The organism is Roseateles sp. (genome assembly GCF_965229315.1).
Taxonomy (GTDB): domain Bacteria; phylum Pseudomonadota; class Gammaproteobacteria; order Burkholderiales; family Burkholderiaceae_C; genus Pelomonas.
Genome location: NZ_CBDDJA010000002.1, coordinates 1,630,491 through 1,653,195, shown reverse-complemented (window position 1 = coordinate 1,653,195; position 22,705 = coordinate 1,630,491). Strand labels below are relative to the sequence as shown.

22 protein-coding genes are annotated in these 22,705 nt (G+C 68.6%); 16 read left to right on the top strand and 6 right to left on the bottom strand.

Features of this window, described 5'->3' with window-relative positions:
• Positions 1–13: 13 nt before the first annotated feature.
• Both ACO07H_RS12375 and ACO07H_RS12370 read right to left on the bottom strand, forming a co-directional pair.
• Positions 14–1,258 carry an urea ABC transporter substrate-binding protein gene (locus tag ACO07H_RS12375; protein ID WP_422014517.1) on the bottom strand — a complete coding sequence of 415 codons (1,245 nt, stop codon included), beginning with the start codon at positions 1,256–1,258 and terminating at the stop codon, positions 14–16.
• Between the two features lie 10 nt (positions 1,259–1,268).
• A complete protein-coding gene (locus ACO07H_RS12370; RefSeq protein ID WP_422014515.1) occupies positions 1,269–2,432 on the bottom strand; it encodes an ATP-binding protein in 1,164 nt (387 codons plus the stop codon).
• Positions 2,433–2,565: 133 nt separating this feature from the next.
• Between ACO07H_RS12370 and ACO07H_RS12365 the strand changes: the two genes are divergently transcribed.
• The 8 genes from ACO07H_RS12365 to ACO07H_RS12330 all read left to right on the top strand — a co-directional run bounded on the left by ACO07H_RS12365 (position 2,566) and on the right by ACO07H_RS12330 (position 8,956).
• Positions 2,566–3,303 (top strand): sulfurtransferase, encoded by a 738-nt coding sequence (locus ACO07H_RS12365; protein WP_422014513.1) that lies wholly within the window; start codon positions 2,566–2,568, stop codon positions 3,301–3,303.
• A gap of 148 nt (positions 3,304–3,451) precedes the next feature.
• Complete coding sequence (locus ACO07H_RS12360; RefSeq protein WP_422014511.1) at positions 3,452–4,402, top strand: alpha/beta fold hydrolase; 951 nt, start codon at positions 3,452–3,454, stop codon at positions 4,400–4,402.
• Positions 4,403–4,428: 26 nt separating this feature from the next.
• The gene (locus ACO07H_RS12355) at positions 4,429–5,226 is read left to right on the top strand and encodes an ABC transporter substrate-binding protein (protein WP_422014509.1); all 798 of its coding nucleotides are present in this window, start codon (positions 4,429–4,431) and stop codon (positions 5,224–5,226) included.
• Positions 5,227–5,309: 83 nt separating this feature from the next.
• Positions 5,310–5,999 carry an ABC transporter permease gene (locus ACO07H_RS12350; RefSeq protein ID WP_422014507.1) on the top strand — a complete coding sequence of 230 codons (690 nt, stop codon included), beginning with the start codon at positions 5,310–5,312 and terminating at the stop codon, positions 5,997–5,999.
• Positions 5,996–6,682, top strand: coding sequence for an ABC transporter permease (locus tag ACO07H_RS12345; protein ID WP_422014505.1), 687 nt, complete (start codon positions 5,996–5,998; stop codon positions 6,680–6,682). The genes ACO07H_RS12350 and ACO07H_RS12345 overlap by 4 nt, the downstream gene beginning before the upstream one ends.
• Before the next feature lie 10 nt (positions 6,683–6,692).
• Entirely contained in the window at positions 6,693–7,820 is a 1,128-nt protein-coding gene (locus ACO07H_RS12340; RefSeq protein WP_422014503.1) for a succinylglutamate desuccinylase/aspartoacylase family protein, read from the top strand.
• A complete protein-coding gene (locus ACO07H_RS12335; RefSeq protein WP_422014501.1) occupies positions 7,817–8,587 on the top strand; it encodes an ABC transporter ATP-binding protein in 771 nt (256 codons plus the stop codon). Before ACO07H_RS12340 ends, ACO07H_RS12335 begins: the two co-directional genes overlap by 4 nt.
• Positions 8,588–8,590: 3 nt before the next feature.
• A complete protein-coding gene (locus ACO07H_RS12330; protein WP_422014499.1) occupies positions 8,591–8,956 on the top strand; it encodes a YbaN family protein in 366 nt (121 codons plus the stop codon).
• Here the strand turns inward: ACO07H_RS12330 and ACO07H_RS12325 are convergent.
• Both ACO07H_RS12325 and ACO07H_RS12320 read right to left on the bottom strand, forming a co-directional pair.
• Positions 8,953–11,085 (bottom strand): M3 family metallopeptidase, encoded by a 2,133-nt coding sequence (locus ACO07H_RS12325; protein ID WP_422014497.1) that lies wholly within the window; start codon positions 11,083–11,085, stop codon positions 8,953–8,955. The two genes, ACO07H_RS12330 and ACO07H_RS12325, sit on opposite strands and share 4 nt — an antisense overlap.
• A 75-nt stretch (positions 11,086–11,160) precedes the next feature.
• Entirely contained in the window at positions 11,161–11,826 is a 666-nt protein-coding gene (locus ACO07H_RS12320) for a hypothetical protein (RefSeq protein ID WP_422014495.1), read from the bottom strand.
• 110 nt (positions 11,827–11,936) lie between these two features.
• Here ACO07H_RS12320 and ACO07H_RS12315 point away from each other — a divergent pair, with 110 nt between their 5' ends.
• The 3 genes from ACO07H_RS12315 to argG are packed head-to-tail and all read left to right on the top strand — an operon-like array spanning position 11,937 to position 14,093.
• A complete protein-coding gene (locus tag ACO07H_RS12315; RefSeq protein ID WP_422014493.1) occupies positions 11,937–12,497 on the top strand; it encodes a YaeQ family protein in 561 nt (186 codons plus the stop codon).
• Positions 12,494–12,760 carry a GNAT family N-acetyltransferase gene (locus ACO07H_RS12310; protein WP_422014491.1) on the top strand — a complete coding sequence of 89 codons (267 nt, stop codon included), beginning with the start codon at positions 12,494–12,496 and terminating at the stop codon, positions 12,758–12,760. Before ACO07H_RS12315 ends, ACO07H_RS12310 begins: the two co-directional genes overlap by 4 nt.
• Before the next feature lie 19 nt (positions 12,761–12,779).
• The gene (gene argG / locus ACO07H_RS12305) at positions 12,780–14,093 is read left to right on the top strand and encodes an argininosuccinate synthase (protein WP_422014489.1); all 1,314 of its coding nucleotides are present in this window, start codon (positions 12,780–12,782) and stop codon (positions 14,091–14,093) included.
• A 176-nt stretch (positions 14,094–14,269) separates the two neighbouring features.
• Here argG and ACO07H_RS12300 read toward each other — a convergent pair whose 3' ends face one another.
• Both ACO07H_RS12300 and murB read right to left on the bottom strand, forming a co-directional pair.
• Positions 14,270–15,085 (bottom strand): DNA ligase, encoded by an 816-nt coding sequence (locus ACO07H_RS12300; RefSeq protein WP_422014487.1) that lies wholly within the window; start codon positions 15,083–15,085, stop codon positions 14,270–14,272.
• Positions 15,085–16,155 carry a UDP-N-acetylmuramate dehydrogenase gene (murB, locus tag ACO07H_RS12295; RefSeq protein WP_422014485.1) on the bottom strand — a complete coding sequence of 357 codons (1,071 nt, stop codon included), beginning with the start codon at positions 16,153–16,155 and terminating at the stop codon, positions 15,085–15,087. The genes ACO07H_RS12300 and murB overlap by 1 nt, the downstream gene beginning before the upstream one ends.
• A gap of 71 nt (positions 16,156–16,226) precedes the next feature.
• On the opposite strand from murB, the gene ACO07H_RS12290 reads away from it, so the two are divergent.
• The 5 genes from ACO07H_RS12290 to ACO07H_RS12270 all read left to right on the top strand — a co-directional run bounded on the left by ACO07H_RS12290 (position 16,227) and on the right by ACO07H_RS12270 (position 22,698).
• On the top strand, positions 16,227–16,715 hold the full coding sequence (locus tag ACO07H_RS12290; protein ID WP_422014483.1) for a YajQ family cyclic di-GMP-binding protein: 489 nt from the start codon (positions 16,227–16,229) through the stop codon (positions 16,713–16,715).
• 2 nt (positions 16,716–16,717) lie between these two features.
• Positions 16,718–17,368 (top strand): retropepsin-like aspartic protease family protein, encoded by a 651-nt coding sequence (locus ACO07H_RS12285; RefSeq protein ID WP_422014481.1) that lies wholly within the window; start codon positions 16,718–16,720, stop codon positions 17,366–17,368.
• 72 nt (positions 17,369–17,440) lie between these two features.
• A complete protein-coding gene (gene prsT / locus ACO07H_RS12280; protein ID WP_422014479.1) occupies positions 17,441–20,248 on the top strand; it encodes an XrtA/PEP-CTERM system TPR-repeat protein PrsT in 2,808 nt (935 codons plus the stop codon).
• A 135-nt stretch (positions 20,249–20,383) separates the two neighbouring features.
• Positions 20,384–21,340 carry a PEP-CTERM sorting domain-containing protein gene (locus ACO07H_RS12275; RefSeq protein WP_422014477.1) on the top strand — a complete coding sequence of 319 codons (957 nt, stop codon included), beginning with the start codon at positions 20,384–20,386 and terminating at the stop codon, positions 21,338–21,340.
• A 158-nt stretch (positions 21,341–21,498) separates the two neighbouring features.
• Positions 21,499–22,698, top strand: coding sequence for an acyl-CoA dehydrogenase family protein (locus ACO07H_RS12270; protein WP_422014475.1), 1,200 nt, complete (start codon positions 21,499–21,501; stop codon positions 22,696–22,698).
• The last annotated feature ends 7 nt before the right edge of the window (positions 22,699–22,705 follow it).

Below are 22,705 nucleotides of genomic sequence, written 5' to 3'. Positions count from 1 at the left end.
GGCCACCCGGCGCTCATGGCGTCACCTCGGCGCGCGCGAGTTCGGTCAGCCAGTGCTCGGTGGAGCGGAAGGCCGGCCAGGGCTCGGGCTTGATGTGGCGGGGCAGCAGCAGCACTTCGCCCAAGTCGCCGTCGGGCCTGACCTGGGCGATGCGCAGCGGCCGCCACAGGTTGCGCGACGGGCCGTCCACCGCCACGAAGCCCTGCGGCCCGGTGACGGCCTGCTCCACCACGTTGGCGTTGACCACGTCGGTCTGCGCGCTGCCCACCTCGCGCACCGCGGCAGCCCAGAGCTTCACGGCGACGTAGGCCGACACGGCCGGGTCGCTGGCCTGGGCTGCGTCGCCCTGGCTGCGCCGCAGCCGTGACAGGAACGCCTCGTTCGCCGGCCCCGGCAAGGACTGCAGATAGCTCCAGGCCGTGAAGTGGCGGTCCAGCCGGCCGCCGCCGAAGGCGCGCATCTCGGGCTCGGCGGCGCGCAGGGACAGCAGCGGCAGGTGCGCCACGCCCTGGGTCACCAGCGCATCGAAGAAGGCGCCGTTGCTCTCGCCGCTGATGGTGCTGATGACGGCGTCGGGCTGCAGCTTGTGCAGGTCGGCGATGACGGCGCCCATGTCCGCGCCGCCCAGCGGCACGTAGCGCTCACCGAGCACCTGGCCGCCGCCGAGCGCGATGAAGTCGCGCAGCACGGCGTGCACGCGGCGCTGGTACGCGCCGTCCGTGCCGACCAGGTAGATGCGCCTGCCGAAGCCGTTCATCAGCCAGTCGGTGGCCGGCAGCACCTGCTGGTTGGGCGTCGGGCCGGTGTAGACGATGTGGGGCGACTGCTCCATGCCTTCGTAGGCCAGCGGATAGAACAGCAGGTGCCGGCGCGCCTCGACCACGGCCTTCACCACCTGACGGCAGGTGGACGACCAGCAGCCGAACAGCGCTGCCGCGCGGTCGCTTTCGATGAGTCGCTCGGCGCCGTCGGCCGCCAGGCTCGGGTTGCCCGCGGTGTCGGCAATCTTCAGCTCGACGCGCTGGCCCAGCAGCCCGCCGCCGGCGTTGATCTCCTCCACGGCGAGCTTGACGGCCGCCACCAGCGGCGCCTCGCTCCTGGCCGTCGATCCGGTCAGGGCTTGCAGCAGGCCGATGACGATGGGCGCGCGCGGCGTGCCGCTGGCCGGCCGCTGCATGACGTAGGCCGCCAGCCCCAGCGCCAGCAGCACGATCAGGCTGCCCAGCAGCGCGAGCCGGCCCCGCAGGAACTCCGGCATCCGCATCGGTTCAGCCGGCCCGGCGGGCCTCGGGAGAAATCATCGGCAGCGTCAGGCGCACCGTGGTGCCCACGCCGGCCGTCGATTCGACCTGGATCTGCCCGCCCAGCGCAAACGTCACGAGGTTGCGCACGATGTACAGGCCCGGTTCGCTGCGGTTGGGGCCGAAACGTGTCGAGAAGAACGGGTCGAACACGCGGCCCAGCATGCCGGGCGGGATGCCCACGCCGTGGTCCTGCACGGTGATCGTGAGCTGGTCCGTGCCCAGCGGGCGCAGGCGGATGTGGACCTCGCCGCCGGCCTCGCGGTAGGCATGCTTGATGGCGTTCTGCACCAGCGTCGTCAGCACCTTGGCCAGCGCGCCGCGAAAGCTCAGCAGGTGCAGGTCGTCGTCGGCATCGAGCTCGCAGCGCACCAGGTGCGCCTCCAGCGCCGGCGCCAGCCCGGCGACGACCTCGTGCACCAGCTCCAGCAGCGAGAAGCTGCGGCGCTGGTCGCCGAAGTTGTCGGCCGTGGACTGCAGGAAGGCGTCGACGATGGACAGCGTGCGCTGCAGGTTGGACAGCACCAGGCCCACGCTCTCCTCGCTGACGCGCAGGTGCTTGTCCAGGTCGCTGCGCTTGAGCGTGCCGCCGTGCACGATGCCGCGCAGCTGGGCCAGGTCATCTTGCAGCGTGCAGGCCGAGATCAGCGCATTGCCCAGCGGCGAGCTCAGCTCCTGCGCGATGCCGGCGATGGTGCGGCCCACCGAGGCCAGCTTGTCGCGCTGGAAGAGCTCGATCTGCGAGCGCGCAAAGCTCTCGGACGCCAGCTTCAGCGCCAGCTGCGTGCGCACCCGCGCCTTCACGACGACGTCGACGAAGGGCTTGGGAATGTAGTCCACGGCGCCATGAGCGAAGCCTTCGGCCTCGTCGGCCGGGCCGCCCTGCACGGTCACGAAGATGACGGGGATGCCGCGGGTGCGCGGGTCGGCCTTGAGCCGGTCGCAGACCTCGTAGCCGCTCATCTCCGGCATCAGCACGTCGAGCAGGATCAGGTCGGGCAGCTGCTGGGCGCAGAAGGCCAGCGCCTCCGCGCCGCTGGTGGCCATCGACACCTCGCTCTCCTCCACCAGCAACTGGTAGAGCGCGTGGATGTTGGCGGGTTGGTCGTCGACGACGAGGATCAGCGGCATGGCGAGCCAGGATAACCGCTGGCCTTGGCGTCATGCCGGAGGCCGTCCCGGGGCTTTCCCCAAGCGTGGGACGTTGCCGATGCGCCCGACGCCAGCCTGGGCCGATCCAGCCGGCCCGATAATCCGCGGCCTCATGCAGTCCGGCACCATCCTCAACATCTCCTGCTACCTGTTCGTCTCGCTGCCCGACACGGCGGCGCTGCGCGACCGCCTGCACGCGCGGGCCGACGCCCTGGGCCTGAAAGGCACCGTGCTGCTCGCCGAGGAAGGCATCAACCTGTTCCTCGCCGGCCCCGCCGAGGCCGTGCGCGCCTGGGTCGCCGAGGTGCGCGCCGACGTGCGGTTCGAGACGCTGACGCCCAAGGAAAGCTGGAGCGACGTCCAGCCCTTCCAGCGCCTGAAGGTCAAGGTCAAGGCCGAGATCATCCGCATGAACCGGCCCGCCGTGCGCCCCGACCAGGCGCCCCGTGCGCCCGCGCTGGCGCCGGCCACGCTGGAGCGCTGGCTGGACCAGGGCCATGACGACGACGGCCGCGAGGTCATCCTGCTGGACACGCGCAACGGCTTCGAGGTCGACCAGGGCGCCTTCGACGGCGCCATCGACTGGCGGCTCGACAAGTTCAGCGACTTCCCGGACGCACTGGCCACCCACCGCGACGCGCTCGCCGGCAAGACGGTCGTCAGCTACTGCACCGGCGGCATCCGCTGCGAAAAGGCGGCCATGGTGCTGCAGGAGCAGGGCCTCATCGCCTGGCAGCTGGACGGCGGCATCCTGAAGTACTTCGAGGACACCGGCGGCAGGCACTACCACGGCAACTGCTTCGTCTTCGACGACCGTCGCGGCGTCAACGCCGACCTGAGCCCGACGTGAATCTGCCCCTCGCCCAGTCTCGCGACGCTGAACGCGCGCGCGCCCAGTCGGTCTCCCGAGGGGACGGCGATGCTCGCGGCATCGAGCCGCGAGCACACCGCCTGACGGGCCGGCTTGGGAGCGGCCCGGCGCTCGGCCCGCAATGCCAATGAAGTTCGGCGATTTTTCGTTGAAGGCGCTGGGCATCCTGCTGATGCTGGCGGCGCTGGGCTTTGCGGTCAGCAAGGCGCCGGACCGTTCTCTGGAGAGCCTGGTGCCGCGCTGGGCGCCGCCGCCGTCGGACTTCCTGGACCTGGACGGCCTGCTGGTGCACTACCGCGACCAGGGCCCGAGCAGCGACCCCGTGCCGCTGGTGCTGATCCACGGCACCAGCGCCAGCCTGCACACCTGGGAAGGCTGGGCGGCCGAGCTGGCGCGCACGCGCCGCGTCATCAGCTTCGACCTGCCCGGCTTCGGCCTGACCGGGCCGAACGCCGACGGCGACTACAGCGATGCGCGCTACATCGCCTTCGTGCGCCAGTTCCTGGCGCGGCTGGGCGTGGGCCGCGCCATCCTGGCCGGTAACTCGCTGGGCGGCGAGATCGCCTGGCAACTGGCGCTGACCGATCCGGCGCTCGTGGCCGGGCTGGTGCTGGTGGACGCCGCCGGCCACGACTTCGTGCCCGAATCCGTGCCGCTGGGCTTTCGCATCGCCCGCACGCCCGTGCTGCGCGAAGGCATGCGCTGGGTGCTGCCGCGCCGGGCCATCGAGGACAGCGTGACCGACGTCTACGGCGACCCCGGCCGCGTGACCACCGCGCTGGTGGACCGCTACTACGAGCTGACGCTGCGCGAGGGCAACCGCGTCGCCCTGATGCAGCGCCTGGCGCAGCTCGCGCCCGGCCCGGTCGAGCGGCTGCCCGAGATCAAGGTGCCCACGCTGATCCTGTGGGGTGGCAGGGACCGGCTGATCCCGCCGGCCTGGGGCCAGGCGTTCCACAAGGCCATCCCCGACAGCCGCTTGGTGGTTTTCCCGAAGCTGGGCCATGTGCCTCAGGAGGAAGACCCGGCTGCTACGCTTGCGGCCTTGCGCGACTGGCTGCCGCAGGTCGCCCGCTGAACCCGCTTCTCCAACAGAGTTCCGACATGAAAAGACGCTCCCTGCTTGCGCTGGCCCTGCTGGCCGCCTCGATGGTCGCGCCGCTCGCGCAGGCCCAGGCGCCCGAGTGGAAGAAGATCCGCATCGGCGTCGAAGGCGCCTACCCGCCCTTCTCCGAGATCGGTGCGGACGGCAAGCTCAAGGGCTTCGAGATCGAGCTGGTGCAGGCCTATTGCGCCGAGATGAAGGCGCAGTGCACGCTGGTGCAGCAGGACTTCGACGGCCTGATCCCCGCGCTGCAGTCACGCAAGGTGGACGCCATCTTCGCCAGCGTCTCCATCACCGAGGAGCGGCAGAAGGTCGTGGCCTTCTCCAAGCCCTACTACAACACGCCGGCACGCCTCGTCGCCAAGGCCGGCGCCAAGCTGGAACCCACGGCCGCGGGCCTGAAGGGCAGGAAGATCGGCGTGCAGCGCGGCACGACGCACGAGACCTACGCCGCCGCCACGTTCAAGCAGAGCGAGATCGTGCGCTACAGCAGCCAGGACCAGGTGTTCCTGGACCTGAAGTCCGGCCGCATCGACGCCACGCTGATGGATTCGCCCGCGGCGGACTTCGGCTTCCTGAAGAAGCCCGAGGGCAAGGGCTTCGCCTTCGCGGGCGGCCCCATCCTGGACGACAAGATCTTCGGTGTCGGCACCGGCGTGGGCATGCGCCGTGCGGACGAGGCGACGCTGGGCAAGAAGTTCAACGCCGCCATCGACGCCGTGCAGGCCAACGGCACGTTCAAGAAGCTGGCCGACAAGTACTTCGACTACGACATCGCGCCGCGCACCAAGCAGTGACCTGCCGACGAACTGCCCCGGGCGCGGGAGCCTTTCGCGCCCACGACCACGGCGCCCGCCGCCTGCGCTGACCGGCACACCCCATGTTGCACGGATTCCTCCCCAGCCTGCTGCAGGGCTCAGCCGTGACGCTGGCCGTGGCGCTGTCGTCGCTCGCCATCGCCGCCGTGCTGGGCCTGCTGGGCGCGCTGGCCAAGCTGTCGCGCTCGCGCCTGGCGCGCGGCGTGGCCGGCACGTACACGACGCTGATCCGCGGCGTGCCCGACCTGGTGCTGATGCTGCTCGTCTTCTACGGCGGGCAGCTCGCCGTCAACTCGGTCGCACCCATGCTGGGGTACGAGGACTACATCGACATCGACCCCTTCGTCGCCGGCGTGCTGACCATCGGCTTCATCTTCGGCGCCTACCTGACCGAGGCCTTTCGCGGCGCCTTCCTGGCCGTGCCGCCGGGCCAGCGCGAGGCGGGCCTGGCCTTCGGCATGAGCCCGCGCCAGGTGTTGTGGCGCATCACGCTGCCGCAGATGCTGCGCCACGCGCTGCCGGGCATCTCCAACAACTGGCTGGTGCTGGTCAAGAGCACGGCCATCGTCTCGGTCATCGGCCTGTCGGACCTGATGACGCGCGGCAAGCAGGCGGCCGGCACCACGCGCGAGCCCTTCACCTTCTTCCTCGCCGTGGGCCTGATCTACCTCGTTTTCACCAGCGTGTCGGAGCTGTTCTTTGCGTGGGCGCAGCGCCGGCTGGCCATCGGCACGCGGGCGGGCAAGCTGTGAACTTCGACGCCGTCGCCGAGAACCTGCCGCTGTACCTGACCGGGCTGGTCATGTCGCTGCAACTGCTGCTGCTGTCGCTGGCCGGCGGGCTGGTGCTGGCCGTGCCGCTGGCGGTGGTGCGCACGGTGCTGCTGGGCTGGCCGTCGCGGCTGGTCTGGGTCTACACCTACGTCTTCCGCGGCACGCCGATGCTGGTGCAGCTGTTCCTCATCTATTACGGCGCCGCGCAGTTCGACGCCGTGCGTGACAGCTGGGCCTGGCCCTGGCTGTCGTCGGCCACGTTCTGCGCCTGGCTGACCTTCACGTTGAACACGGCCGCCTACACGACCGAGATCATCGCCGGCAGCATCCGCGCGCTGCCGGCCGGCGAAATCGAGGCGGCCAAGGCGCTGGGCATGAGCCGCAGCCTGATGCTGCGCCGCATCGTGCTGCCCGCCGCGCTGCGCCGCGCGCTGCCGGCCTACGGCAACGAGGCCATCTTCATGCTGCACGGCACGTCGCTGGCCAGCACGGTGACGCTGCTGGACGTGACCGGCGCGGCCCAGCAGGTCTACGCCAAGTACTACCTTCCCTTCGAGGCCTTCCTCACGGCCGGCGCGTTCTACCTCGTGCTGACGCTGGCCCTCGTGGGCCTGTTCCGCTGGGCCGAGCACCGCTGGCTCAAGCCGATGATGAGCCGCTAGACGCCCACCCATGCAAGTTGTCCACCACCCCCTGCTCTCCCCCGCCCCGGGCACCCAGCGCGAGCTGGTGTCGCTGCACTACGGCCAGCCAGGCGGCCCCAAGGCCTACATTCAGGCCTCGCTGCACGGCGACGAACTGCCCGGCATGCTGGTCGCCCACCACCTGCGCCTGCAACTGGACGCGCTGGAGGCGGCCGGCCAGATCACCGGCGAGGTCGTGCTGGTGCCCATGGCCAACCCCATCGGCCTGAGCCAGTTCGTGCTGCACGCCCACCTCGGCCGCTTCGAGCTGATGACGGGCGAGAACTTCAACCGCCACTACCCCGACCAGATCGCCGCCGTGGCCGCCGCGGTCGAGCCGCAACTGGGCGCCGACGCCACCGCCAACGTCACCACGCTGCGCCGCGCGCTGAAGGCCGCCGTGCTGGCCGCACCGGTCGACACCGAGCTGCAGTCGCAGCGCCGCACGCTGATGGGCCTGTCCTGCGACGCGGACATCGTGCTGGACCTGCACTGCGACGCGCAGGCGGTCATGCATCTCTACACCGAGACACCCTGCTGGCCCGATTGCGACCCGCTGGCGCGCTTCCTCGGCGCGCGGCTGACGCTGCTGGCCCAGGACTCGGGCGACAACCCCTTCGACGAGGCCTGCTCGCAGGTCTGGTGGAAGTGGGACCGGCATTTCAACGGCCAGGGCGCACGATTCCCCATCCCGCAGGCCTGCCTGTCGGTCACGGTCGAGCTGCGCGGCGCGACCGACGTGTCGCACGAGCTGGCCGCGGCCGACGCCAAGCACATCGTCGACTTCCTGCGCTGGCGCGGCCTCATTGGCGGCGACAGGCCGGCCGTGCCCGAGGCGGTCGGCGATGCCCGCCCGCTGGCCGGCAGCATGCCGATCAAGTCGCCCGTGGCCGGCGTGCTGACCTTCCTGAAGGACGTCGGCGCCGACGTGAAGACGGGCGACGTGCTGGCCCATGTCATCGACCCCATCACGGCGCAGGTCACCGAGCTGACAAGCCCCGTGGACGGCCTGTTCTTCGCGCGCGACTTCCTGCGCTTCGCCAACGCGGGCATGCGCGTGGCCAAGGTCGCCGGCCGCGAAGCGCTGCGAACGGGCAAACTGCTGGGCGCCCGATGAGCGACTTCCAGCTGCAGGCCGCCAACATCCACAAGCGCTTCGGCGAGCGCGAGGTGCTCAAGGGCGTCTCGCTTGCCGCCAGCCGCGGCGACGTGGTCACGCTGATCGGCTCGTCGGGCTCGGGCAAAAGCACCTTCCTGCGCTGCCTGAACCTGCTGGAGCAGCCGAACGAGGGCGCGCTGAGCCTGGGCGGCGAAGCGCTCAAGCTCGTGCGCGACCGCGACGGCAGCCTGAAGGCCGCCGATGCGCCGCAGCTCCAGCGCTGGCGCGCGCGGCTGGCGATGGTGTTCCAGAACTTCAACCTCTGGGCCCACATGACGGTGCTGCAGAACGTCATCGAGGCGCCCATCCACGTGCTGCGCAAGCCCAGGGCGGAGGCTGTCGAGCGCGCGCAGGCCCTGCTGGCGCGCGTCGGCGTGTCTCACCGCGCGCATGTCTACCCGGCGCAGCTGTCGGGCGGCGAGCAGCAGCGCGTGGCCATCGCCCGCGCGCTGGCGGTGGACCCGGAGGTCATGCTGTTCGACGAGCCCACCTCAGCGCTGGACCCGGAGCTGGTGGGCGAGGTGCTGAAGGTGATGCGCGATCTGGCGGCCGAGGGCCGCACGATGGTGGTCGTCACGCACGAGATGGGCTTTGCGCGCGAGGTGTCCAACCACTGCCTGTTCCTGCACCAGGGCAAGGTCGAGGAAGAAGGCAATCCGAAGGAGATGCTGCTGCGCCCGCAATGCGAGCGGCTGCAGCAGTTCCTCAGCGGCGGGTTGAAGTAGCCCGTGAGACAGGCCGCCCGGCTGGCGTGGCGTGCGTTGGCGGTGCTGGCGCTGGTGCTGGCCGCGCTGGGTGCGGTGCTGCCGGTGCTGCCCACCGTGCCCTTCCTGATCCTGGCCGCATGGGCCGGCGGCAAGGGCTGGCCGGCGCTGGAGCACTGGCTGCTGAACCACGCGCACCTCGGCCCCGGCATCCGCCGCTGGCGCGAGCGCGGCGCGGTGCCGCGCCGGGCCAAATGGCTGGCCACGGTCATGATGACCGGCAGCGCCGTGATGCTGGCGCTGTCGCCCGCTCCCATGGCCGTCAAGATCGGCGTGCCGGCCGTGATGGCCGGCGTCGCGATCTGGCTGTGGCGCCGGCCTGAGGCCTAGGTGGTCAGCAGCCCGCGGTCCTTCAGCATCGGCTCCACGACCGGGTCGCGGCCGCGGAAGGCGCGGAAGGCCTCGCCCGGCTCGCGGCTGTTGCCGGCCGACAGGATGCATTCGCGCAGCCGCGCGGCGACGGCCGGGTCGAAGGGGTCGCCCGCCTCGACGAAGGCGTCGAACGCGTCGCAGTCCAGCACCTCCGCCCACAGGTAGACGTAATAGCCTGCGGCATAGCCGGCGCTGCTGAACAGATGCTGGAAATGCGTCAGACGGTGGTTCATGCCCACCTCGTGCGGCAGGCGCCACTGCGCCATCGTGTCGCGCTCGAAGGCGACGACGTCGGCCGGTGCCGTGGGCAACGCGTGCGCCGCCATGTCGACCAGCGCGCTGGCCGTGTAGCGCAGCGTCTCGTAGCCCTGGCCAAACTGGCGCGCGGCCTGCAGCTTGGCCAGCAGCGCGTCGGGCAGCGGTTCATCGGTCTGCCAGTGGCGGGCGAAGGTCTTCAGCACCTCGGGCTCGGCCATCCAGTGCTCGTACAGCTGCGACGGCAACTCCACGAAATCGCGCAGCACCTGCGTGCCGGCCAGTCGCTCGTGCTCCACGTTGGAGAGCAGCCCGTGCAGGCCGTGGCCGAACTCGTGGAACAGCGTGCGCACGTCGTCGAAGCTCAGCAGCGTGGGCTCGCCGGCCTCAGGCAACGCCGGGCCGCCCCAAGTTGCCTGGTCCCCCTCGGGGGGCAGGCCGGGCACCGCCCGGCCGTGGGGGCGTTCTTGGCCACGGGCGAAGTTGTTGTTGTTCAGGATGATGGGCGTGGCGCCCAGCGCGCGGCTCTGGTTGCGCAGCGCGTTCATCCAGGCGCCGCTGCGCTTGGCGGGCCGCGCGAAGTTGTCCTGCAGGAACAGGCCGCTCAGGCGACCGTCGGCATCGAAGACGTCGTACGCACGCACGTCGGGGTGGTAGCCGGCGATGTCGGGTCGCGCCTTGAACTGCAGGCCGAACAGGCGGCTGGCGCAGTCGAACATCGCCGCCACCATGCGGTCCAGCGAGAAGTAGGGCTTGACCTCGGCTTCGTCCAGCTCGAAGCGGGCACGCCGGGCGTGCTCGGCGTAGAAGCGCCAGTCCCAGGGCTCCAGCGCATGGGTGGCGCCCGCAGCAGCCATCGCGCCCAGCACGGCCTCGCGCTCGCGCGCCTGTGCGGCCAGCGCCGGGTGCCAGACGCGCTCCAGCAGGTCCATGACGGCGCCCTGGCTGCGTGCCATGGTGTCCTCCAGCGCGAAATCGGCGTAGCAGGCGTGGCCGTGCAGCCGCGCGGCTTCGGCGCGCAGTTCGAGGATCTCACGGCAGATGCTGCGGTTGTCGGTCGCGCCGCCGTCGTCCCCTTGACCATCGCCGCGGCCGACCCAGGCGCGCCAGGCCTGCTCGCGCAGGTCGCGGCGGGCGCTGAAGGACAGGAAGGGCACGATCAGCGAGCGCGACAGCGTGATGACGTGGACGCCTTCATCGAGGCCCCGGTCGATGGCGGCCTGGCGCGCGGCGGCACGCACGAAGGCGGGAAGCCCGGCCAGTTCGGCGTCGGTGCTGAGTCGTAGCTGGTAACCGTTTTCCGCGGCCAGCACGTTCTGGGCAAAGCGCGTGTTCAGCTCTGCCAGCCGCGCCATGACGGCGGCGTAACGCTCCCGCGCCTGGGGCGCCAACCGCGCGCCGGCGCGCACGAAGTCCAGGTGCATGCGCTCCAGCAGGCGAAGGGGCTCAGCGCCCAAGCCCAGTTGCTCGCGCTGCTCGAACAAGGCCTCGACACGGCCGAACAGCCCCTGGTGCATGTAGACGGCGCTGCCGTGCTCGGCCAGCGGCGCGGCCATCGCCCGCTGCACGGCCTGCAGCTCAGGCGACGTGGCCGAAGCGGCGACCGTGTAGAACAGGTGTTCCAGCTTCGTCAACTGGCGGCCGCTGGCGTCGAACGCCGCGATGGTGTTGGCAAAGCTGGGCGCCTCGGCCTGCGCGGCGATGGCGTCCACCTCGGCGCGGTGCTGCGCCAGCGCCGCCTCGAAGGCGGGCTGGAAGTGCGCGGGGCTGACGGCAGCAAAAGGCGGCAGGCCGTGCGGGCCGTCCCAGTCCTGAAGCAAGGGGTTGCTCATGAGGAAGTCCTGGCAAACAAAAAGGGCCGCTTCCTGCCGGAGGCGGCCCGTCGCGGGTTCAAAGGGGGCGGCCGATCACTTGCCAGCTGCGGCGGCCTTTTCCTTGCGGATGGCCTTCTCGTCGTTCTCGTCGTACGACTTGTTGGTGCACTGGGCCTTCCACTTGTCCGTGGCGTCATAGTGCTTCTCCATGCGCTCTTCAATGCCCTTGAACTGAGCGTCCAGCGCGTCGATGTTCTCCGAGAACGCCTTGCGCTTGGCACCTTGTTCGACGTCGGCGGCCTTGAGCGCGTCGACCTTCGTGCCAAAGGCCTCAGCGCGGGCCGTATAGGCCTCGTTGCGAGCCTTCAGGTCAGCCTTGCTCAGTTTGGGCGCCTCAGCGGTCAATGCTTCGTGATCCTTCAGGATGGACTCCTTCTCGGCCTTGATCGAATCGACCTGCTTGCCCAACTCGACTTCGCCTGCCTCCAGCGCTGGCTTCTCAGTCTTGAGTTTCTCGGCGTTGGCCTTGTAGGCAGCCTGCTCGACTTTGATCGCCTCGGCTTCCTTGGTGTTGGCCTCCTGCAGGTCGAGACAGGCGCGCAGTTCGTCGCGCGTCATCAGCTTGGGCTTGGGCTTCTCGACGACCGGGTTGGACACCTTGTTGTTCTTCGGGTCGACCTTGGCCTTGGGGTTGGTCGTGACTTGCGCCTGGGCGGCGACGGCGAGGACCAGGGTCAGCGGGAGAAGGATGCGTTTCATGTCTGGCGCGCAACAAGGGTTGCGAAGGTTCAAAACGGAAGTCGGCAATGATGCCACGAGCCTTCGCCGCGATAATCCAAGGCTGCTCTTCGTTACAGGCACTCCCCTGCATGGCGCTCAAAGCCACCATCCACAAAGCCCAGCTCCAGATCGCCGACATGGACCGCCATGTGTACGGCGACCATGCGCTCACGATTGCCCGCCACCCGAGCGAGACCGACGAACGCATGATGATCCGCGTGCTGGCCTACGCGCTGAACGTGACGGCCGACGACCTCAACGGCCGGCTCGAGTTCACCAAGGGCCTGTCCGACGTGGACGAGCCCGACCTCTGGCAGCTCGACCTGACCGGCGAGGTGCAGCACTGGATCGACCTCGGCCAGCCCGACGAGCGCCGCCTGATGAAGGCCCACGGCCGCGCGCGCCGCGTCAGCGTCTACAGCTTCGCATCCAGCACGCCAGTGTGGTGGAGCGGCATCGAGACCAAGCTGACACGCGCGCCGCGCCTGGCGGTCTGGCAGATTCCGGCCGAGCAGTCGCAGGCCTTGGCGGCACTGGCCGAGCGCAGCATGCAGCTGCAGGTCAGCATCCAGGACGGCAGCATCTACGTGTCGACCGCCAACGCGTCGGTCGAGATCCAACCGGTCGCCTTGAAAGTGGCCACCGCATGACCCCCGAGCACGACAGCCAGGCCCGGCGCTTCACGCTCGCGACGACGCCCATCAGCGTGCTCGACTACGAGCTGAGCGGTGGCCGCGTCGTCTTCACGCACACCGGCGTGCCGGACGCGTTTCAAGGCCAGGGCCTGGCCGCCCGGCTCGTCGAGGCCGGCCTCGCCTGGGCCCGCGACCAGGGCCTGAAGGTCGTGCCTGCCTGCAGCTACGTTCACCTCTACATCCAGCGCCACCCCGAGTGGCAGAACCTCGTCGCCTAAGTCAAGAGCCCACACCAGCATGTCCACGATCCTGCAATCCGTCCCCGTCGGCCAAAAGGTCGGCATCGCCTTCTCCGGCGGCCTCGACACCTCGGCCGCGCTGCACTGGATGAAGTTGAAGGGTGCCCTGCCCTACGCCTACACGGCCAACCTGGGCCAGCCCGACGAGCCGGACTACGACGAGATCCCGCGCAAGGCCATGCTGTACGGGGCCGAGAAAGCCGTCCTCGTGGACTGCCGCGCGCAGCTCGTTCATGAGGGCATCGCCGCGCTGCAGGCCGGCGCCTTCCACATCAGCACGGCGGGCGTGACCTACTTCAACACCACGCCCATCGGCCGCGCCGTGACCGGCACGATGCTGGTCGCCGCGATGCAGGCCGATGGCGTCAACATCTGGGGCGATGGCTCGACCTACAAGGGCAACGACATCGAGCGCTTCTACCGCTACGGCCTGCTGACCAACCCGTCGCTGCGCATCTACAAGCCCTGGCTGGACCAGACCTTCATCGACGAGCTGGGCGGCCGCGCCGAGATGTCGGCCTTCATGACCGAAAAGGGCTTCGCCTACAAGATGAGCGCGGAGAAGGCGTACTCCACCGACTCCAACATGCTGGGCGCCACGCACGAGGCCAAGGACCTGGAGCACCTGAACAGCGGCATCAAGATCGTCAACCCCATCATGGGCGTGGCGTTCTGGCGCGATGACGTGGCCGTCAAGACCGAAGCCGTCACGGTGCGCTTCGAGGAAGGCATGCCGGTCGCGCTGAACGGCGTCGAGTACCGCGACCCGGTGGCCCTGCTGGCCGAGGCCAACGTCATCGGCGGCCGCCACGGCCTGGGCATGAGCGACCAGATCGAGAACCGCATCATCGAGGCCAAGAGCCGCGGCATCTACGAGGCCCCGGGCCTGGCACTGCTGCACATCGCCTACGAGCGCCTGGTCACCGGTATCCACAACGAGGACACCATCGAGCTGTACCGCAGCAACGGCCGCAAGCTCGGCCGCCTGCTGTACCAGGGCCGCTGGTTCGACCCGCAGGCCATCATGCTGCGCGAGACCGCGCAGCGCTGGGTGGCGCGGGCGATCACCGGCGAGGTCGCCATCGAGCTGCGCCGCGGCAATGACTACTCGCTGCTGGATACCCGCAGCCCCAACCTGACCTACGCGCCCGAACGCCTGAGCATGGAGAAGGTGGAAGGCGCCTTCAGCCCGGCCGACCGCATCGGCCAGTTGACGATGCGCAATCTGGACATCAGCGACACGCGCGCCAAGCTGGGCGTCTACACCGACGTGGGTCTGCTTGCAGGCGGCGGACTGCCGCGGCTCGAATAAGCACTTTCCCGAGGTCGCTGGCCAGGACAGATTGAATACTGTATAAATTCACAGTATTCAATCTGAGGAACCTGACATGCACAGCCCCTACCGCCAGAACTACATCCCCGGCCGCCCGCTGCCCCAGTGGGTTCGGCGACTGTTGAGCTGGCTTTGAGCGCCGCAGGGCCGGGTGGTCAGAAGTCCTCGGCCACCCGCACGAAGCTCGCAAAACGCGGCTTGCCGCCAGGTGTGATGTCGCGGTAGCGGTAGGTCACGGTGGCGCCGACAGGCGGTGGATCGCGCCGCTGGGCGTCGCTGAAGCCCGTGCCCAGCTTGAAGCGCACGCCGTCCGGCGTCTGCAGGTGCAATGCACCCATCTGCCCAGCAAGGCGCCCCTTGCCGGGCTCGTGGCCGATGACGAGGGCTTCGGCATCGGCCAGCGGCTTGAGCTTGAGCAACAGGTCGCTGCGGCCTGACGCAATCGGCGCGTCGGCGCGGTGCAGCATCAGGCCCTCGCCGCCGGCTGCGACGACGGCCTTGAGCTTGTCGCGCAGCGCGGCATGAGACGCCAGCCGCCACTGCTCGACCGGCATGACGACAGGGCCTGCCAGCGCCTGCAGCTTCGCGGCGCGCTGCTCGAACGGGCCCTCGCTTGACGGCAGCTCGAACACGCAATAGCGCACGCGGCGCCACTCGGCGTCGACGGGCTCAGCCCGCCGCACGGTGGCCGACAACGCATCAAAGCTGCGCCGGGACAGCCACAGCTCGCCATCCAGCGGCACCGCGGGCAACGCGGCCAGGAACCAGGCCGGTGCCGCCACCGCGCGCCCGCTGCGAAACCGCAGCACCTGCCCGTCCCACAAGGCCCGCACGCCGTCCAGCTTCTCGCTGACCAGATAAGGCGTCGGGTCAAGGCCGGCCGGCGCATGGCGCGCCAGCAGCGGCTCCAGCGCCGCAGCCGGCAGCCCGGTCGAACCGAGCAGGGCCAGCAGCGCGCGCCGGGTCAGCATCACACCACCACCGGTTCCGGTTCCAGCCGGATGCCGAAACGCCCGTAGACGCTCTCCTGGATGGCCCGCGCCAGCGTGACGACCTCGGCGCCGCGCGCGTCCGCCTTGTTGACCAGCACCAGGGCCTGCTTCTCGTAGACCGCCGCTCCACCCACCGTCTTCCCCTTCCAGCCGCAGGCGTCGATCATCCACCCGGCCGCCAGCTTCACGCTTCCATCAGGCATGGGATAGTGAACGATGCCGGGGTCGCGGCCGATGATGTCGCGGCACTGCTCGGCCGTGACGACCGGGTTCTTGAAGAAGCTGCCCGCGTTGCCGATGACGGCCGGGTCGGGCAGCTTGGCGCGGCGCACCGCGACGATCCAGTCGAAGATCTGCCGCGCGTCTGGCGCCGTGATGCCCGTCTCGGCCCTCTTGCGCTCCAGTTCCAGGTAGCCCAGCACCGGCTGCCACGGCTTGGGCAGCCGGAAGCGGACGCGGGTGATCACGCTCTTGCCCGCCAGGCCGCCGAAGTCGCTCTGCTTGAACACGCTGTCGCGGTAGCCGAACCTGCAGACTTCGGCGGGCAGCAGCGCCGGCCGGCCGGTGACGAGGTCCATCACCTCCACCGCCTCCAGCCGGTCCTTCACCTCGATGCCGTAGGCGCCGATGTTCTGCACGGGCGCCGCCCCCACGGTGCCGGGGATCAGCGCCATGTTCTCGAGGCCCGGATAGCCATGGTCCAGCGCCCAGCTCACCAGTTCATGCCAGACGACGCCGGCGCCGGCCTCGACGATCCAGGCGTCGGCCCGCTCCTCCAGCAGCCGCATGCCGGGGATTTCCACCTTCAGCACGACGGCCTCGACATCGCGGGTCAACACCAGGTTGCTGCCGCCGCCCAGCACGAACTTGGGCGCCCGGCCCAGCTCGGCATGGTCCACGACCCGGCGCACATCGGCCGCCTCGCGGATGCGCACCAGGCGGCGCGCGACCGCCGGGAGCGCGAAGGTGTTGTAGGGCTTGAGATTGACGTCGGTCTCGATGTGGAGACCGCAAACTTCGTTCGAGGGGGTCGGGAGCGTGGCAGGCATGGGACACTTTTGGACGCCTTGCGCGGCGCGCAGGCAGCAAAATTTTCGCAGACACCTCTCCCGGACCGCATATGCCCAGCTTCGACACCGTTCTCGAACCCGACCACGTCAAGATCCGCAACGGCGTGGACAACAGCATCAAGGAGATCGGCACCCGCTTCGACTTCAAGGGCACGGGCGCCAAGGTCGAGCTCAAGGACAAGGAAATCCACGCCACCGGCGACAGCGACTTCCAGCTCGAACAGATCGAGGCCGTGCTCTACGGCAAGCTGACCAAGCAGGACGTCGTCATCAGCTTCCTCGACAAGGTCGACAAGATCGAGAAGCTCGGTGGCGACAAGGTGCGCCAGGTCTACAAGATCAAGGAAGGCATCGAGGCGACGCTGGCCAAGAAGATCGTCAACTCGCTCAAGGAGAGCAAGCTCAAGGTGCAGGCCAGCATCCAGGGCGACGCGGTGCGCGTGACGGGCAAGAACCGCGACGACCTGCAGACGGCGATTGCCCACCTGAAGAAGAGCTTCAGCGACACGCCGCTGACCTACAACAACTTCCGCGATTGAGCATGCGCCACTGGCTGCTGCCGCTCCTGGCTGCCGGCACGGCGGCGCTGGCCCAGCCCGCGCCGCCCGCCCAGGTCCAGCTCAACGGGACGCTGGGCAGCAAGGCCGCGCTGCTGCTCATCGACGGCGAACCGCGCACCGTCGAGATCGGCGCCACCGCCAAGGGCGTGCGCCTCATCGCGCTGGAGGATGGCCGCGCCGTCGTCGAGTTCGGTGGGCGCCGGCAGACGCTGACCCTGGGCGCGCAGCCCGGCCGCATCGTCAGCAACGCCGCCAAGCTGCCGCCGCGCCAGATCGTGCTGCCCATCGGGCCGGGCGGGCATTTCACGACCATCGGCATGATCAACGGCCAGCCGGCCAGTCTGCTCGTGGACACCGGTGCGACCAGCGTCTCCATCAGCCAGGTCGATGCCGAGAAGCTCGGCCTGCGCTACCTCTACGGCAAGCGCATCGTCACGCAGACGGCCAACGGCGTCGTGCCGGCCTACGTGATCGAACTGGCCAGCCTGCGCATCGGCGAGGTCGAGATCCGCGACGTGGAGGCCATCGTCATCCCCGGCCCCATGAGCCATGTGCTGCTGGGCAACAGCTTCCTGAACCGCTTCCTGATGAAGCGCGATACCGACCAGATGACGCTCGAATTGCGCCACTGATGCGCAGTTCGCACGCGGGGAACGAGCGCCCTGTCTGCAAGAATTGGCGTCCTTTCCGCTGGCTCGCTCTTGATGACATTCCGTATCGCCCTGCGCCCCGTCCTGCTTGCCGCCCTGCTGAGTTGCGCCTGTGTCGCAGGCTTTGCGCAGGATTCGGCGAAGGCCGCCAAGTTCTACGAGGACGCGCTCAAGCGCTACGAGAACCGGGACATTCCCGGCGCCATCATCCAGCTGAAGAACGCACTGCAGGCGGACAAGAGCCAGTTGCCGGTTCACGTGCTGCTGGGCAAGGCCTTGTTGGCCAACAGCGAGCCGGCGGCCGCGGAGTTCGAGTTCGGCGAGGCCATTCGCCTGGGCGTCAACCGCGCGGAGGTGGCCGTGCCGCTCGCCGCGGCTTTCAGTGCCCAAGGCAAGCAACCGCAAATGCTGGACGACCCGCGCCTGCAGCCCGCCGGCCTGCCGCCGGGCATCCAGCAGCAGTTGATCCTGGAACGTGCATCGGCCCAATCGGACATCGGTGACGGCAAGGCGGCGATGGCCTCGGTGCAAGCCGCCCGCACCCTCAATCCGGCCGATGCCGGCAGTTGGCTCGCAGAGGTCCCGCTGCGCGTTCGCGCCAACCAGTTCACCGAGGCCATGGCGGCCGCCGATCAGGCCGTCAAGCTCGCTCCCGACAATGCCGAGGCGCTCTATCAGAAAGCATCGGTCTACCACGCCAGCGGACAGGTCGCCCAGGCCCTCACCGGCTACGAACGGGCACTCAAGGCAGACCCCAGGCACGCCGAATCGCATCTGGCACGTGCCGGCCTGCTCGTCGACTTGAACCGGGATGCAGACGCGCTGGCGGCCATCAACGAGTTGCAGCAGATCAAGCCCAAGGACCCCCGCGGCGCCTACCTGCGATCGCTGCTGTCGGAGCGCGCCAAGGACACTGCGGGCGCCAAGACCGCCCTGAAGCAGATCACCGATTTGCTGGATCCCGTCCCCATCGAGTACATCCGCTACCGCACGCAGTTCCTGATGCTCAATGGCCTGGCTCACTACGGCCTCGGCGAACTGGAGAAATCCAAGCCCTACCTCGAACTGGCCGCGCGCCAGCAGCCGGGCAGCCCCTTGGTCAAGCTGCTGGCCCAGATTGCGCTGGCGGAACCCAATGTGAGCCGGGCCATCGAACTGCTGGAAGGCTACGTGAAGGCCCGCCCGGGCGACGGTCAGGCCCTGCTGATGCTGGCCTCGGCCCATATGAGGCAAGGCCGTCATGCGCGCGCCGTGCAATTGATGCAGGATGCCTTGAAGGCCAAGGACTCGGCGGAGTACCGCACGGCGCTCGGGCTGTCGTTGCTGCAGTCGGGACAGGCCTCCATGGCGGAAGACCAGCTGTCCAGGGCGTACAAGGCGGACCCGAAGCAGACCTATGCCGGCCTCGCCCTCGTCACCATCTATCTGCGCGACAAGCAGACCGCCAAGGCTTTGGACGTTGCCGAAACGCTGGCTCGGGCCAACCCGAGCAACGCCACCGTGCTGATGGTGCAGGCCTATGCCAAAACCCAGGCACGCGACTATGCCGGCGGGCGGGCGGGTTACGAGAAGGTGCTTCGACTCGCTCCTCGCCAGACCGAAGCCAAGGTCGGCCTCGCGCGCATCGACACCGTCACCGGGAATTTCGCGGCCGCCGACAAGCGCCTGAGGGCCGCGCTCAAGGAAGACGAGCGCAACCCTGACATCCTGTTCGAGCTCGCCCTGCTCAACGAGCTCTGGGGCAAGAACGACGAGGCGCTGAAGTGGCTGGACAGCACGGTTTCCGCCAGCGGACCTCGCGAGACGCGGGCCAACTTCGCGCTCGTCGCCTGGCATCTGCGCAAAGGCTCACCTGCGGCGGCCGTGGATGCGGCCAAGGTGCTGCTGGCCAAACTCCCCGAAGATGTTGAAGCCCTGCAGGCCTATGCGGCGGCCCAGTTGGCCAACGGCGACGCTGCCGGCGCCCGCGCCACGCTGACCAATGCCGCACGGCGTGCCGCCTTCGACACGCCGCGCCTTGTCGAGGTCGCACGCCAGCAGGTATCTGCCCAGGACCTGAAGGGGGCGGCCTACACGCTGGAGAAGGCGCTCAGCGGCACGCCCAACGATCCTGCGGCCATCGCCATGCTGTCGAGCGTCGAACTCGCCCAGGGCAACCACGCACAAGCCGAGCAACGGGCGCGGCAGATCATCGAAGCGGCGCCCAAGTCAGCGCTGGGCTACAACCTGCTGGCCGAGGTCGCCATGCGCCGCGGCCAACACGCCGTCGCCTTGGACGCACTGCGCAAGGCCTACGACATTGAAAAGTCTTCCCTGACGTTGACGCGGCTGGTGCGTACGCTGGCCGTCCAGGGCGAGCAGAAGCGGGCTGTCGAACTGGCGGACACCTGGCTCAGGAAGAACCCGGCAGACAACGGCGTGCGCAATGCCCTCGCCGAACTGCACGTGCGCTCGAAAGACTACGCGGCCGCGCGCAAGCAATATGAAGCCATCCTGAAGACCGCGCCGTCCGACGCGGGCGTGCTCAACAACCTCGCCAACGTGCTGATCGAGCTCAAGGATCCGGCCGCCGTCGAGGTGGCTGAGCGCGGCCTCAAGGCCGACAACAGCAACCCGACGCTGCTGGACACGGCGGGATGGGCCAACCATCGTGCAGGCAAGACCGACCGCGCTCTGCAGTTGATGCGTGAGGCACGGCTGCGGGCACCGGACAACCCGGATGTCCGCTATCACCTCGCGGCGGTGCTCGCCGCAGCCGGCCGCAAGGGCGAAGCCAAGGACGAACTGAACGCCGCGCTACGCGCCAACGCGACATTTGCCACGGCCGGCGAAGCCAAGCAGCTCCTTTCCACCCTTAACTGAGGGGGCGACACCCCTTGGCACGCTGTCAGGGTTTCTTACAATTTATCGGACGGATAGAAGCAACATTTGCCAAGTCATTGAATTGCAAGGTTTTTCGCCAATTGGCATAAAGCTTGCTCAACGATTTGCAAATACTTGACGCCCTGTTGGCGTGTAAATCGAGGAACAACAATGAACATTCGCAATGTCCGCTGGAGCTTGATGGCCCTGGGTGCCGCCGCCGCGCTGGCGACGACGAGCGCTCAAGCAGCGTGGACCTTCGATTCGACCGGCAACAGCAGCACGTACACCTACAACGGCTCCACCGCTGGCGACCCCACGGTGTCGCTGACCGGTTTCTACGTCGCCAACAACGCCAGCACCGGCGTGGCCTCCGGCAACTGGGCCTCTTCTGCCGGCAATGTCGGCACGTCCGGCAACGCAAACTCCAGCTACGGCGTGACGAGCAACGGCGCCTACGGCATCGGCATGTACACCGGTTCGGACAATGGTTCGCCCTACCATGCGGTGGACAACAGCCAGAACACGGAAGGCGTGTTGTTGAACTTCGGCAGCTCCAAGGTGACGCTGACCAGCATCGGCCTGGGCTTCACGTCCAACGGCACCACGAGCAATTGCGTAGTTTCAACCGACTCGAGCTGCTACAAGGCTGACACGGCCGCAGCCACCGTGACGGTCGATCTGGCGGTGTATCGCTGGACAGGCACGGCGGCGCCTACGCTGACAGGCACGGCTGCCGGCACGATGTCGGGCTGGGAGCTCGTGAGCGTCCTCGGCGATGCCCGCACCGACGCGGCGCCGACCTATGACAAGAACGTCATCAATGCGGCGGGCAAGACGTCGAGCTGGTGGCTGATCACGGCCTACAACTCAGGCTTGGCAGGTGTCAGTGGCGCGGCCAACGTTGACAACGGCAACGACTACTTCAAGCTGCTTGGCGTGCAAGGCACGAAGTGCTCGGGCAACGTCACCTCCAGCGGCACCTGCGACGTGGGCCGCGCTGGCGTGCCGGAACCGGCCTCGTTGGCACTGACCAGCGTTGCATTGCTGGGCATGTTTGGCCTGCGCCGTCGCAAGGCCAAGGTTGCCTGAGTAGCTTCGTCGCGGGTCATCTGATGCCGTCTGAAGGCGCCCAATGGGCGCCTTTTGTTTTTTGGCGCCGCGGCCTGTTTGCCTGTCTCTGGCCGGACAGCCAAGAAGCGAACGACCGTGCTAAAACGCCTGGCATTCCAATCAGCACACAGCGAGACATGGACCTCAATTTCACCGATGCGGAGCTGGCCTTCCGCACCGAGGTGCGCGAATGGGTGCGCGCCAACCTGCCCGCCGACATCGCCCACAAGGTGCGCCATGCGCAGCGCCTGCACAAGGACGACCTGCAACGCTGGGCCAAGATCCTCGGCGCCAAGGGCTGGCATGGCTGGGCCTGGCCCAAGCAGTTCGGCGGCCCGGGCTGGAACGCGGTGCAGCGCCACCTGTTCGAAGAGGAATGCGCCCTCGCCTGCGCGCCACGCATCGTGCCCTTCGGTCCCGTCATGGTGGCGCCGGTCATCATGGCCTTCGGCACGCCGGAGCAGCAGCAGCGCTTCCTGCCCGGCATCATGAGCGGCGAGGTCTGGTGGAGCCAGGGCTACAGCGAACCCGGCTCGGGCTCCGACCTGGCCTCGCTGAAGTGCCGCGCCGAACGCAAGGGCGACAAATACATCGTCAACGGCCAGAAGACCTGGACGACGCTGGGCCAGTACGGCGACTGGATCTTCTGTCTGGTGCGCACCTCCAGCGAAGGCAAGCCGCAGACCGGCATTTCCTTCCTCTTGATCGACATGAAGTCGCCCGGCGTCAGCGTCAAGCCCATCATCATGCTGGACGGCGAACACGAGGTGAACGAGGTCTGGTTCGACAACGTCGAGGTGCCGGCCGAGAACCTCATCGGCGAGGAGAACAAGGGCTGGACCTACGCCAAGCACCTGCTGTCGCACGAACGCACCAACATCGCCGATGTGAACCGTGCCAAGCGCGAGCTGGAGCGCCTCAAGCGCATCGCCAAGGCCGAAGGCCTCATGGACGACCAGCGCTTCCGCGACCAGATCGCGCTGTGCGAGGTGGATGTCGTCGCGCTGGAGATGATGGTGCTGCGCGTGCTGTCCGGTGAACGCACCGGCAAGCAGCCGCTGGACGTCGCAGGCCTCCTGAAGATCCGCGGCAGCGAACTGCAGCAGCGCTACACCGAGCTGATGATGCTGGCCGGTGGCCCGCTGGCACTGCCTCATGTGCACGAGGCCATGGAGGCCGGCTGGCAGGGGGACCAGTGGCTGGGTGGCGCCTGGATGGGCGGCGCGGACTACGCGATTCCGGTCACCGGCTCCTACCTGAACGTGCGCAAGACGACGATCTACGGCGGGTCCAACGAAGTGCAACGCAACATCGTCGCGCAGACGGTGCTGGGCTGAAGCGGCG